The following is a 13,126-nucleotide window of genomic DNA, read 5'->3' as shown; positions in this document are numbered from 1 at the left end:
ATTCGTATATATAGGAGGAACAAAAATGGCAAATCCGAAAGTAGTCTTAGCATATTCAGGCGGTTTAGATACATCTGTAGCAATTAAATGGCTTCAAGATCAAGGGTATGATGTTGTAGCATGCTGCCTTGATGTTGGAGAAGGGAAAGATTTAAACTTTATTCAACAAAAAGCATTAACTGTTGGTGCAGTGCAATCATATGTGATTGATGCAAAAGAAGAATTTGCACAAGATTTTGCGTTAGTGTCTTTACAAGCACATACAATGTATGAAGGAAAATACCCACTTGTATCTGCGTTGTCAAGACCGCTAATTGCCAAAAAGTTAGTGGAAGTAGCGGAGAAGGAAAATGCAGTAGCAGTTGCACATGGATGTACGGGAAAAGGAAATGACCAAGTGCGCTTTGAAGTATCAATTCAAAGCCTAAATCCAAACCTGCAAGTATTGGCGCCGGTTCGCGAGTGGGGCTGGAGCCGTGAAGAAGAAATCGAATATGCAAAAGAAAAAAATATTCCAATTCCGATTAACTTAGACAGTCCATTTTCGATTGATCAAAACCTTTGGGGACGTGCAAATGAATGTGGAGTTTTAGAAGATCCTTGGGCAGCACCACCAGAAGAAGCGTATGAATTAACTTCTAGTTTGGAAAATGCTCCAGATAAAGCAGATGTGATTGAAATTGAATTTAAAGAAGGTGTGCCAGTAAGCATTGACGGCATCCCTTATAAATTATCTGATTTAATTTTAGAGCTGAATAAGTTAGCTGGCAAACATGGAGTTGGAAGAATTGATCATGTAGAAAATCGCCTAGTCGGCATTAAATCACGTGAGGTTTATGAATGCCCAGCTGCTTTAACATTAATTAAAGCACATAAAGAATTAGAAGATATTACATTAGTAAAAGAAGTCGCTCATTTTAAACCAGTTATCGAGAAAAAACTGACAGAAGTAATCTATGAAGGACTTTGGTTCTCTCCTATTACAGAAGCATTGCAAGCGTTTTTGAAAGAAACGCAAAAAAATGTAACAGGAACAGTACGTATAAAATTATTTAAAGGTCATTCTATTATTGAAGGAAGAAAATCTCCAAATTCACTTTATGATGAAAAATTGGCAACTTATACTTCTGATGATGAATTTGATCATACAGCAGCTGTTGGGTTTATTAAATTATGGGGCTTGCCAACAAAAGTACAAAGCATCGTGGAAAACAACAAGAAGGTGACAGTGTGAAGAAATTATGGGGAGGCAGATTTACAAAGTCTGCGGAGGAATGGGTAGATGAATTTGGCGCTTCCATTTCTTTTGATCAAGAGTTAGTGCTAGAAGATATTGAAGGAAGCATTGCCCATGTGACAATGCTTTCTCAAACAGGCATCTTAACAAAAGAGGAAGGGGAAAAAATTAAAAATGGTTTATTAATTCTAAAAGAAAAAGCGGAAAAAGAAGAGCTTGCTTTTTCGGTGAAATTAGAAGATATCCATTTAAATCTAGAAAGCCAATTAACAGATTTGATTGGTCCTGTTGGCGGAAAACTTCATACAGGCAGAAGTAGAAATGATCAAGTAGCAACAGATATGCATCTTTATTTGCGCAAAGAAGTTAAGAATATTATCTCTTATGTAGAAGAACTTCAACATGCTTTGCTTGCAAAGGCGAATGAGCATATTGAAACAATTATGCCGGGATATACACATCTGCAAAGAGCTCAGCCAATTTCTTTTGCTCATCATCTTATGGCTTATTTCTGGATGTTTGAAAGAGATAAAGCAAGATTGGCGGAAAACCTAAATAGAATTAATATTTCTCCATTAGGCGCGGGTGCATTAGCGGGAACAACTTTCCCAATTGACCGAAATTATAGTGCAAGCTTAATGGATTTTGATTCTATTTATGAAAACAGTATGGATGCAGTGAGTGATCGGGATTTTATTTTAGAATTCCTATCAACAAGTTCGATTCTAATGATGCATTTATCCCGTTTTAGTGAAGAAATTATTTTATGGTCTAGCCAAGAATTTAAATTTATTGAATTAGATGACAGCTTCTCTACTGGAAGCAGTATTATGCCGCAAAAGAAAAATCCAGATATGGCGGAATTAATCCGAGGAAAAACTGGACGTGTATATGGTAATTTAATGGGTCTTTTAACAGTATTAAAAGGACTTCCTCTGGCTTACAATAAAGATATGCAAGAGGATAAAGAGGGCATGTTTGATACAGTAAAAACGGTAGCTGGATCTTTAAAGATATTTGCAGGAATGATTCAAACAATGAAAGTAAATACGAATGTAATGGAGCAATCAACCAAAAATGATTTCTCTAATGCAACAGAATTGGCGGATTATTTATCAGATAAAGGCATGCCATTTAGAGAGGCCCATGAAGTAGTTGGAAAACTTGTGTTATATTGTGTGAATAAGAGCTGTTTCTTAAGTGATTTATCGTTAGATGAGTTTAAAGATGCCAGCAGTTTGTTTGAAGAGGATATTTATCATGTACTAAACCCTGTAACGGCTGTACAGCGCAGAAATAGCGCTGGCGGTACAGGCTTTGAACAAATAAAAAAAGCAATTGCAAAAGCAAAAGCTTGTATGAATAAAGAGGGACAAGCAATAAAGTGAATCGGCAATCAGTGAAGATTTTGCTTTCCGCTAATGCTAGATGAAATAAACACTCTGAGGTATCGAAAATCTTATTCGATACCTCAGAGTGTAGACAAAGTCAAACATACAAATTTTCAGGCTGATTGAAAACGTCTGCGGCATTAAAGAGCGAAGCCTTGAGGGGAGCCGAGTTACCAAGGTAGGTAATGAGCATCCGAACAAGGCGAGCAACAAAAAAAGCGGGTGTTTGTCAACAGCCTCAGGTATCGAAAATCTTATTCGATACCTTTTTTGATTTTTAATCATTTAATCGTGCAATAAGTACATCACATGGGGCCTGACGGGTAATTCCTTCAGAGACGCTTCCGATAAAAAAGCGTTCGACTGCATTTAATCCAGTGGCGCCACAGATAATTAAGTCTGCATTATATTTTTTAGCAAGATCTTTTGGAATGACTACTTTTGGCGAACCAAATTCAATCGCCTTTTTGACATTTGCTACTCCAGATGCTGCAGCTGAATTTGCATATTTATCCATTAAATCATGGGCAAATTCATCTGCTTTAATGGCAATAGATTGGTCGTATGCTGCGACAGTGGCAAATGACCGAGTATCAATAACATGTGCAATAATAAGTGTTCCATTCGACTCTTTTGCCAATAAAACAGCTTTTTTAAATGCATAATCCGCTTCCTCTGAACCGTCTACAGCAACGATAATGTTTTGATAGTGTGTGGACATTTTTAAACGCCTCCTCTTTTTTATTTTATACCCAAATTGCATAACTTGAACACGTAAATGAGACAATATAAAGGACTTTTTAGAAAGAAGGGAATGGGTGTAGATGAAGGAGAAAGACAAATTTGCTTGCACATATGATGAAAGTGGTGCAGATGCTGTGACAGCACAGGTGATGGATGCTTATAATGACGGAGCGATTGATCAGTTTATCCAAGAAAAAGCACAAGAAAAAGTAGAATAAAAAAAGACGGGAATCGCTTTTTATTTTAAAAAAGCGATTTCTGTCTTTTTATATTTTTTTCCCAGGTCCGTAAATTTAAAGAAATGAATAACTTAAAAGCCTAGTGATAAAAGCTTATTTAATAATTTGCAGTTCTTTTGGGAATTTTGTCAGTATCTCTACTCCATTTTTTGTGACATATACATCATCTTCTATCCGCACCCCTGCAATATTCGGGACATAAATTCCAGGTTCAATCGTATAAACCATTCCTTCTTTAAGAAGAAGGGAGTTTGTTTCTGTTAAGGATGGAAATTCATGTACGCTAATGCCTAAACCATGGCCTAAGCGATGTGGAAAATACTCGCCATATCCTGCTTCAGAAATGATATTTCTTGCTGCAAGATCAATGACGGAACAAGCTACACCAGGCTTTGATGCATCAATGGCCGCAAGCTGGGCTTTTAACACCGTGTCATAAATTTGTTTCTGTTTGTCATTAATATCGCCAAATGCAACGGTTCTTGTTATATCTGAGCAGTAGCCATCTACAACTACGCCTAAATCAAAAAGAACTAAATCTCCCTTTTGGATTGGCGTGTCTCCAGGGGTTCCATGTGGGGAAGCTCCATTTTTTCCTGTCAGCACCATAGTAGAAAAGGACATTTGGGCAATCCCTTTTTTCTTTAATTCATATTCAATTGCAGCTAAAACTTGCATTTCTGTTTTTCCTTCTGCCAGTTCGCTGCAGCCTACTTCAATTGCATAGTCAGCCCATTTGCATGCTTCCTTTATAATAGCTAATTCTTTTTCTGTTTTTACCATGCGGAGCTGGTTGATTTTTTCTTCAGCAGAAATTACCTCTTTGATAGAAGGAAAAGCAGTATGTATGGACTCCCATCGGTTTACATTGAGATGATCCTTTTCAACGGCAATTTTTTTGATTGAGGACAATTTTAATGCTACTTTTTGTTGAATGTTTTCCCAAGGATTTTCGATATCGCTATATCCAATAATATCAAACTTCCATCCAGCGCTTATTGCATCATTTTTTTCCATGCTTGGACAAACTAAAATTGGCTCCTCATTTCTAAATAGTAACAATCCTAATAATCTTTCATGTGGATCACTATAAAAGTTGCTGAAATAAAAAACATTATCTGTTGAAGTTAAAAAAGTGAAATCAATATTTTGCTCAGCCATCCAGTTGGATATTTCTTTAAATTGTTGTTCCATAAAACAACCTCCCATGTATGTTGTACGATTTAAAGCATTTTGCATTCCAAAATGCTTTACTAGAATATTTATTTTGCGCTATCTCTATAGATTATCAACATATAATAATCTTGTAAACATTAGAGGAGCGAAATAATGGGAAGAGTTGATGAACAAAAAATGACGATTATTTAATGGAGAATAGAGGTTAATTTTGTTTGCATTTTAAATAGGCATTGCTTAAATTTATGTGATAGGCAATAAAGTCTTATCTTAAATTTTGAAGTTTCACTTTATTTGAATACTTATTTTATACTTGTCCGCATATAAATGGAATATAGGAAAAGGGGGGAAATGATTGAAGAAAAATAGATATTTATTATGCTTATTACTGTGTGGTGTACTTTTATATTATGGAGTGCCAAGGCTTGCTTCCTATCAAGATGGCATGGCCGGGATTTTTTCCATTACCTGGCTTGCTTTTGCTTTGATGGTTATAGCTGGAAATTTAACAGCGATACTTTATGCACCAAAAAATAAAAAATATCTAAGCAAAAAAATGGCTCTTGCACCAAAAAATAAAAAAATACGCTATTTTCAATAAATGCATATTTTTAGAATAAGAATATAGCTGTTTTGTTTAAATCTTGTATAAAATAAAATAGAAGTCTTAAACAGTGGGGAATTAAAACAGTCCTCACTTTTTTATTGTGTAAAGAAAATTTCTTTACGTATATATTTTTTTGTTTAAAGGAAAATAAAGAAATAGATATTTATAAAGGCATTTTAAAGATTGAATCTATTTTCCATAAAATTTATAATAAAAAATAGAAGGTGTTTCAGTTTTTAATAAGATATAATAGAAACAGATAATCAAAAAAATTAGCATTAGATATAAGCATAATTAACGCTATCGAAACTTTAATAAGTGTTTCGTTCAATTAATCAATAGGGAATTTTTTCGATGTATTGCTATAAATGAAAATTTTACCTCAGTATAATAGGCGGCAAAATTAAAAGCTGCCAGAGGTGCTACTTTATTGGAAATAAAAATGAGGGTGGGCGTTTTGGCTACTAAACATGAACAGATTTTAAATTATATTGATGAGCTGCCAGTTGGTGAAAAAATTTCTGTAAGACAAATTGCAAAGGCGCTTAGCGTAAGCGAAGGCACGGCATATCGAGCGATCAAAGATGCAGAAAATAAAGGATATGTCAGTACAATTGAAAGAGTTGGCACCATTCGGATAGAAAGAAAAAAGAAAGAAAATATCGAAAAATTAACCTATGCAGAAGTAGTAAATATTGTTGATGGACAAGTCCTGGGAGGAAAAGCAGGATTGCATAAAACATTAAATCGATTTGTTATTGGCGCAATGAAGCTTGATGCAATGATGCGCTATACAGGTGCAGGAAATTTAATGATTATTGGCAATCGTGTCCGCGCGCATGAACATGTATTAAAAGCAGGAGCGGCTGTGTTGATTACTGGCGGTTTTGATACAGATGAGCATGTAAAGCGATTAGCAGACAATCTTCAGCTCCCCATTATTTCTACTAGCTATGACACCTTTACAGTAGCAGCCATGATCAATAGAGCGATTTTTGACCAGCTGATAAAAAAAGAGATTGTTCTTGTCGAAGATGTGTTAACTCCATTAGAGGATACTATTTTTTTACGTACAACAGATACAGCAGCCGATTGGCATAAACATAATAGAGAAACAATGCATGGAAGATTTCCTGTTGTTGATGTTAATATGAAAGTGCAAGGCATGATTACATCCAAAGATATTATCGGAAAACCGCTAGATAGTACAATCGATAAAATTATGACAAAGCAGCCAATGACGGTAAGCGGAAAAACGAGTGTGGCATCTTGTTCTCATATGATGGTATGGGAAGGGATAGAAGTTTTGCCTGTTGTAGATGAAACAAATCATTTAGAAGGAATCATTAGTAGACAAGATGTATTAAAAGCGTTACAAATGAATCAAAGACAGCCTCAGTCAGGTGAAACTATTGATGATATTGTGACAAATCAGCTTGTATTAACAAAAGGCAAAGCAAAAGGAGAACCCATTACTTTTACATGTGAAGTAACGCCGCAAATGACCAATCATATTGGAACGATATCGTATGGTGTTTTTACTACGATTGTATCAGAAGCTGCAAACAGAATTTTAAGGGGATTTAAAAAAGGAGATTTAGTTGTTGAAAATATGACTATCTACTTTATAAAACCTGTACAAATGGACAGTGTGATTGAGGTTGCTCCAAGAATATTAGAAGTTGGAAGAAAATTTGGAAAAGTGGATGTGGAAGTATTTAATCAGGGTATTCTTGTAGGCAAAGCAATGATGATGTGTCAATTAATTGATCGTCATTAATATAAAATTACTGAAGGATAGGGGAACTGTATGAAGCAAAGTATTTTAGATGCCATAAAAAAATATGAAAAAATTATTATACACAGACATATCCGTCCAGATCCAGATGCTTATGGATCACAAGGAGGACTAGCAGAAATTATTAAAGCTTCCTTTCCAGAGAAAGAAGTATATACAGTCGGAAAAGAAGAAGTTTCCTTGAATTTTTTAAGAAGGCTTGATGTTATTGAAGACCAAGAATATAAAGATGCTTTAGTTATTGTTTGTGATACGGCAAATCAAGATAGAATTTGCGATAAGCGCTACCTTAATGGAGATATGCTAATTAAGATTGATCACCATCCAAATGATGATGTATATGGAGATATAGTTTGGGTAGATACAAATGCAAGCTCTGTCAGTGAAATGATTTATGAATTTTATTTATTTGGAAAAGAACAAGGCCTGAAATTAAGCGATGAAGCAGCAAAACTCATCTATGCAGGAATTGTAGGAGATACGGGAAGGTTCCTTTATCCTAGTACAACGGAAAAAGCTTTTGAATATGCAGGGGAATTGATTAATTATAATTTCTCCCGTACGGCTGTTTATGATCAAATGTATGAATTAGAGCCTCATGTTGTTAAATTAAAAGGTTTCGTTCTGCAAAATTTTGTGACAGCAGAATCGAATGTTGCTTATATGAAAATAACAAAAGAGATCCTTGATCAATTTGGAGCAACCCCTGCACAAGCATCCATGCTTGTTGGAGAATTGGGCAATGTTAAAGGAATTAAAGCGTGGGTGTTCTTTATTGAAGAAGAAGATCAAATCCGTGTAAGACTTCGTTCAAAAGGGCCAATTATTAATGTAGTGGCTAAAAAGTATAATGGAGGAGGACATCCATTAGCTTCTGGTGCAAGCATTACAGAGTGGAGTACGGTAGAAGCAATTGTGAACGATTTAGTAAAGGTTTGCCAGCAATAAAGGGATTCATTGAAGAGGCTAATGCCATTTATAAAAAACGATTAATAATAAGCAGCACCCCACTTGTTAGACACAATTAACAAGTGGGGTGCTGCTTGTTATAAGGTGCATTTTTAATCGGCATATGCGACACTGATCTCAATATATATGGTTGTATAAATAAACAGTTCGGTTACTTTAAATTTGTAGCGCTTTCCGTCTGAGACGAACACTTTATTTTCAATGGATTTCCTCAACAAATCTTTGCTTTTGAATACCAATTCCATATCTTTTGCAATAATGCTGCTGAGATCTTCTTTAATTGTATTTTGCATTTCATGAACGCTGACAGAGTTAATATCGTATTTTTTTTGATCTTTGCTGTTTATTTTCACTACTAAATCTTGAATCGTCAATTTTTTTTCTGTTTTTTTATTTAAATTTGAAAATTCCTTCTGCCATATCTCTTTTTCCGCTTTTAATTCATTAATTGTTTCTTTTTGTGTTTTAATTTCTTTGCTGTACCTCTCCTGCCATACCCCAAACATAAATAAAAAGATGCACCAAGCAATGACGCCGCCAATTACCATGCCAGCAAAAAAACGTTGAACGGCGGCGCTTCTGTAGAATGGAGGAACACGCATTTATATATACTCCTGTGTAATCCATTTTAGCAGAGTGGCACCAGTTTGAGCGCCGCCAAATGCAGAAATAATTAATAGCGTCTGTTTAAATAAATCCTTTGTTGCAGCATCGAGCAGTCCTTTTTCAAAACTATAAATTGCGTCAAAGGTTCCGCCAATTGCTGTTACAATGGCCCAAATGCGAATCATATCGGAAATGCGAATAACTTCTGATAACATAGGTTTACCGGTCAGAAAAGCGGCTAACCCTCCCCCCACCAGTGCTCCTCCTAATATAACGCCAAGTGCAATGAAATAACTTTCAATAAAGGAAGAAAAAAAAGGCTGTTGATTCATCTATTTAACCTCACAATGTAATAATGATTTATTACCATTTATATGGACAAACAGATATATTTATGAACTTTTCCAGCAACTAGTAGGAAAAAGAAGAGCGTGCAAGGAATAGAAGGGGAAAAAAGGAGACTATCGATACTTCTGCCAAAAAATCTGTCAGTCTGAATAAGCCTAGCTAATGAGGAATCAGCATAATCCCTGCTATTCAAAAGATAGAACGTATTTTCTTTTTTTTAAAAGAACTACTATAATAAATAGTATTAACTTAATTGTAGTATTGCGTCTCTGGAAAATAAAAAGTCTGATGAAAAGAGATGATTTATGGCAGGCTGAAAGGAGCATTCCTGAATTTTTTTATTTGAAAATAAATCATCATTAGTTCAAATATTAAGTTGTGATATAGAGGTTTCTGTTTATTTGGTTAACTATTTTTATAAATAGGAGAATCTAGAGTGGAACATTAAAGTTAACAGTGAAACTATATTTAAACATATACATATTAATCTATCATTAAATAAAATATAAAGTAGGGTGGTGATCAAATGGCTTTTGTTCATTTGCAAGTTTCCAGTGCATTTAGTTTATTATCGAGCCCAGCTTCCATTAAGGAATTAGTGGCAGAAGCAAAAAAAAGAGGCTATCAATCTTTAGCATTGACTGACCGAAATGTGATGTATGGGGCTGCATCTTTTTATAAAGAATGCCAAAAACAAGGAATAAAACCTATATTAGGTTTAACGGTAGATATAATAAGTGAGCAAAATAGCGAAAAAAGCTATCCTTTAGTGCTTCTTGCGAAAAATAAAATTGGATTTTTGCAGCTTTTGAAGATTTCTAGTACTGTACAAACAAAAAACCCAAAAGGTATGCCTGTTAAGTGGCTCAGACATTATACGGACGGTTTATTTGCTATCACCCCTGGCCATGAAGGAGAAGTGGAACAGGCACTCGTAGCAAATGAATATGAACATGCTGTAAAAACAGTTCGTTTGTTTAAGCATATTTTTGCTGAAGATCACTTTTTTCTATCTATGCAAAAACATGGTTTAGAGATTGAAAAGGATTTAAATGAACAAATTAAAAAGCTTGCAGAGCAGGAAAATCTTAAAATGGTAGCGACAAATAATGTTCAATATATACATAAAGAAGATAGTTTTGCAAGAAGCTGTTTGCTAGCCATAAAAACCGGCATGAAACTTGCTGATATGGAGCAGGACGAATGGAATTCAGAGGAGTTTTATCTAAAGGAAGAAACAGCAATGATGGAAATTTTTGCTGATGAGCCAGAAGCAATAGAAAATACAGGGAAAGTAGCGGAGAGCTGTTTGCTTGAAATGGAGCAGGATGTGACTGGTTTACCAAAATATGATGTGCCTGATGGGATTTCCGCTAAACTATTTTTAGAGAAATTATGCAAGCAAGGGTTAGTGGAAAGATATGGAACGCCTGATGAGCAAGCCGTAAAGCGATTAGATTATGAATTAAATATCATCAACAAAATGAATTATAGCGATTATTTTTTAATTGTATGGGATTTTATGAAATTTGCCCGTGATCATAATATTTTAACAGGGCCAGGAAGGGGATCTGCAGCGGGTTCTATTGTTGCGTATTGTTTATATATAACAGATGTTGATCCCATTAAATTTCATTTGCTTTTTGAACGGTTTCTTAATCCACAGAGAATTACCATGCCTGATATTGATATTGATTTTCCAGATACGAAAAGAGAAATGGTAATAGATTATGTCAAAAATAAATATGGAGAACTACATGTTGCCCAAATTATTACATTTGGAACACTTGCTGCGAAAGCATCGTTAAGGGATGTAGGCCGCGTTTTTGGATTATCGATGAAGGAGCTTGAAGCATTATCTCGGTCTATTCCTTCCAAATTAGGAATTACACTTAAGCAAAGTTTAAAAGAATCAAAGGAGCTGCAAAATTTCGTTTTTGAGTCTGACAGAAACAAAAAAATATTTGACACTGCTTGTAAATTAGAGGGACTTCCCCGCCATACATCTACCCATGCAGCAGGAGTTGTTTTAAGCGAACAGCCTCTTGTTAATGTCATTCCTATTCAATCTGGCAATGAAAACATCTATTTAACTCAATATAGCATGGAATATCTAGAAGAATTAGGTTTGTTGAAAATGGATTTTTTAGGGCTTCGGAATTTAACATTAATTGAATCGATACTAGATCTTATCTACCGGGCAACAAGAAAAAAAATAGCGATTAAAGATATTCCTCTTGATGATGATGCTGTTTTTCAGCTGTTAAGCAGTGGAGAAACAACAGGGATATTTCAATTAGAATCAGATGGAATGCGCAATGTGCTAAAGCAATTGCAACCAACGGAATTTGAAGATATTGTAGCGGTAAATGCGTTGTATCGGCCAGGCCCAATGGAGAATATTCCATTATATATTAGAAGAAAGCATGGAAAAGAACAGGTAGATTATTATCATCATGATTTACAAGATATATTAGAAAATACTTATGGAGTTATTGTCTATCAAGAGCAAATTATTCAAATCGCTGCCAAAATGGCTGGCTTTTCACTCGGCGAAGCAGATATTTTAAGACGTGCAGTCAGCAAAAAACAAAAAACAGTCTTGGATCAGCAAAGAGAATATTTTATAAAAGGAGCAAAAGAAAAAGGATATCAAGAAGAAACAGCCAATAATATATACGAGTTGATCGTCCGCTTTGCCGATTATGGCTTCAATAGAAGCCATGCGGTTGCCTATAGCATGATTGCTTATCAGCTTGCCTATTTGAAGGCCAAGTTTCCCCTTTTTTTTATGGCGTCATTATTGACAACCGCAATAGGGAATGAAAAAAAAATACTGCAGTATATACAGGAATTAAAACAAATGAATATACGCATTGTCCCGCCTTCCATCAATAAAAGCGGCTATTCTTTTTATGTGGAAGGAGAATCTATTCTATTTAGCCTCTCTGCTATTAAAGGAATCGGCAATACTGTATTAAAAGAAATTGTAAGAGTGCGCAAACAAAAGAAATTTGAGGACTTATTTGATTTTTGTCTCCGTGTATCAACAAAAATAGTCAATAAAAAAGCAATAGAAGCACTTATTTATTCAGGAAGTATGGATGAATTTGGCGAAGATCGAGCAACACTGTTTGCAACCATCGATGTTGCTATCCAGCATGCTCAGTTAGTGCACCCAGATGAACTAGATCAGGAAGATCTATTTGGAGAAGATGATTTCTTGTTCAAACCGAAATATGCAGATGCAGAAAAAATGTCAACAGAAGAAAAACTGTTGCATGAAAAAGAATCGTTGGGCTTATATTTATCAGATCATCCAGTTTCTGTCTATCAGGATTATTTTTTGCCTTTAAATACTTGTCTGTTGACTAATATGGCAGCAGGAGTAAAGCAGCGAGGCGCTGTTTATCTTTCAGACATTAATGGAATACGGACAAAAAAGGGCGAGGCGATGGCTTTTCTTGTTATCAGCGACCAAAGTGGAGAGATGAACGCAGTAGTTTTTCCTCTTGTCTATAAACGCATCCAACCGTTTTTAAAAAAGGGAGAAATATTAGTAATGGATGGAAAAGTGGAGGAACGGAATGGAAATAAACAATTTAATGTGCAAAATGTTGCACCCATAAAGGAAGCTGTCCAATCACTTTCAATAAACATGCATAAATTGTACATAAAGATTATAAAAGACAAGGATCATTTGGCAGTTAAAAAAGAGCTGCTGCAAATTATCAAGCAATATCCTGGGAGTACACCTGTCATTATTCATTATGCGGAGCTGGATAAAACGATTCCTCTTCAAAAAGAATGGAATATTTCAGCCAATTCAGCTTGTTTAGAAAAAATACAGATGCTTTTAGGGGATAGCAATGTTATCTTGTCAGATTAACTTTACAACTTTTAAAAGTTGTATTATTGTTTAATAAGTCTAATGGTCTGACCACTATTAAAATCACTATATATAAATAATTTATATGCTGGCTAGTTTAATGAACAGGGTGGATAAAAGGA

11 protein-coding genes are annotated in these 13,126 nt (G+C 35.0%); 7 read left to right on the top strand and 4 right to left on the bottom strand.

Translation table 11 applies throughout. The features are described from left to right. The first annotated feature begins 25 nt into the window (after window positions 1–25). Entirely contained in the window at window positions 26–1,234 is a 1,209-nt protein-coding gene (locus tag NCCP28_RS04750; protein WP_248560217.1) for an argininosuccinate synthase, read from the top strand. Further along, on the top strand, window positions 1,231–2,625 hold the full coding sequence (gene argH, locus NCCP28_RS04745; RefSeq protein WP_248560216.1) for an argininosuccinate lyase: 1,395 nt from the start codon (window positions 1,231–1,233) through the stop codon (window positions 2,623–2,625). The genes NCCP28_RS04750 and argH overlap by 4 nt, the downstream gene beginning before the upstream one ends. Window positions 2,626–2,905: 280 nt before the next feature. Here argH and NCCP28_RS04740 read toward each other — a convergent pair whose 3' ends face one another. Further along, the gene (locus NCCP28_RS04740; RefSeq protein ID WP_248560215.1) at window positions 2,906–3,349 is read right to left on the bottom strand and encodes a universal stress protein; all 444 of its coding nucleotides are present in this window, start codon (window positions 3,347–3,349) and stop codon (window positions 2,906–2,908) included. Window positions 3,350–3,452: 103 nt separating this feature from the next. Between NCCP28_RS04740 and NCCP28_RS04735 the strand changes: the two genes are divergently transcribed. Next, window positions 3,453–3,590: a hypothetical protein gene (locus NCCP28_RS04735; RefSeq protein ID WP_248560214.1), complete on the top strand. Its 138-nt coding sequence runs from the start codon at window positions 3,453–3,455 to the stop codon at window positions 3,588–3,590. 114 nt (window positions 3,591–3,704) lie between these two features. Here the strand turns inward: NCCP28_RS04735 and NCCP28_RS04730 are convergent, their stop codons facing one another. After that, window positions 3,705–4,805, bottom strand: coding sequence for a M24 family metallopeptidase (locus NCCP28_RS04730; protein WP_248560213.1), 1,101 nt, complete (start codon window positions 4,803–4,805; stop codon window positions 3,705–3,707). Between the two features lie 337 nt (window positions 4,806–5,142). Here NCCP28_RS04730 and NCCP28_RS04725 point away from each other — a divergent pair, with 337 nt between their 5' ends. From NCCP28_RS04725 to NCCP28_RS04715, 3 genes are all read left to right on the top strand, one after another. Then, window positions 5,143–5,388, top strand: coding sequence for a hypothetical protein (locus NCCP28_RS04725; protein ID WP_248560212.1), 246 nt, complete (start codon window positions 5,143–5,145; stop codon window positions 5,386–5,388). A 463-nt stretch (window positions 5,389–5,851) separates the two neighbouring features. Then, window positions 5,852–7,174: a CBS domain-containing protein gene (locus tag NCCP28_RS04720; protein ID WP_248560211.1), complete on the top strand. Its 1,323-nt coding sequence runs from the start codon at window positions 5,852–5,854 to the stop codon at window positions 7,172–7,174. A gap of 30 nt (window positions 7,175–7,204) precedes the next feature. Next, the gene (locus NCCP28_RS04715; protein ID WP_248560210.1) at window positions 7,205–8,140 is read left to right on the top strand and encodes a DHH family phosphoesterase; all 936 of its coding nucleotides are present in this window, start codon (window positions 7,205–7,207) and stop codon (window positions 8,138–8,140) included. Between the two features lie 113 nt (window positions 8,141–8,253). On the opposite strand, the gene ytrI is transcribed toward NCCP28_RS04715, so the two are convergent. Together ytrI and ytrH are read right to left on the bottom strand one after the other, a co-directional pair. Next, window positions 8,254–8,763 carry a sporulation membrane protein YtrI gene (ytrI, locus tag NCCP28_RS04710; RefSeq protein ID WP_248560209.1) on the bottom strand — a complete coding sequence of 170 codons (510 nt, stop codon included), beginning with the start codon at window positions 8,761–8,763 and terminating at the stop codon, window positions 8,254–8,256. After that, window positions 8,764–9,099: a sporulation membrane protein YtrH gene (ytrH, locus tag NCCP28_RS04705; RefSeq protein ID WP_248560208.1), complete on the bottom strand. Its 336-nt coding sequence runs from the start codon at window positions 9,097–9,099 to the stop codon at window positions 8,764–8,766. A 542-nt stretch (window positions 9,100–9,641) separates the two neighbouring features. On the opposite strand from ytrH, the gene dnaE reads away from it, so the two are divergent. Continuing rightward, window positions 9,642–13,004: a DNA polymerase III subunit alpha gene (dnaE, locus tag NCCP28_RS04700; protein WP_248560207.1), complete on the top strand. Its 3,363-nt coding sequence runs from the start codon at window positions 9,642–9,644 to the stop codon at window positions 13,002–13,004. The last annotated feature ends 122 nt before the right edge of the window (window positions 13,005–13,126 follow it).

It is taken from the genome of Niallia sp. NCCP-28 (genome assembly GCF_023168165.1).
Classification (GTDB): domain Bacteria; phylum Bacillota; class Bacilli; order Bacillales; family Cytobacillaceae; genus Niallia.
This window is presented reverse-complemented; position numbering and strand designations above follow the sequence as displayed.

Bases quoted from the DNA above. Each gene is read 5' to 3' on its own strand.
- NCCP28_RS04750 (WP_248560217.1), top strand. From the start codon at position 26: ATGGCAAATCCGAAAGTAGTCTTAGCATATTCAGGCGGTTTAGATACA.
- NCCP28_RS04740 (WP_248560215.1), bottom strand. From the start codon at position 3,349: ATGTCCACACACTATCAAAACATTATCGTTGCTGTAGACGGTTCAGAG.
- NCCP28_RS04735 (WP_248560214.1), top strand. From the start codon at position 3,453: ATGAAGGAGAAAGACAAATTTGCTTGCACATATGATGAAAGTGGTGCA.
- NCCP28_RS04730 (WP_248560213.1), bottom strand. From the start codon at position 4,805: ATGGAACAACAATTTAAAGAAATATCCAACTGGATGGCTGAGCAAAAT.
- NCCP28_RS04715 (WP_248560210.1), top strand. From the start codon at position 7,205: ATGAAGCAAAGTATTTTAGATGCCATAAAAAAATATGAAAAAATTATT.
- ytrI (WP_248560209.1), bottom strand. From the start codon at position 8,763: ATGCGTGTTCCTCCATTCTACAGAAGCGCCGCCGTTCAACGTTTTTTT.
- ytrH (WP_248560208.1), bottom strand. From the start codon at position 9,099: ATGAATCAACAGCCTTTTTTTTCTTCCTTTATTGAAAGTTATTTCATT.
- dnaE (WP_248560207.1), top strand. From the start codon at position 9,642: ATGGCTTTTGTTCATTTGCAAGTTTCCAGTGCATTTAGTTTATTATCG.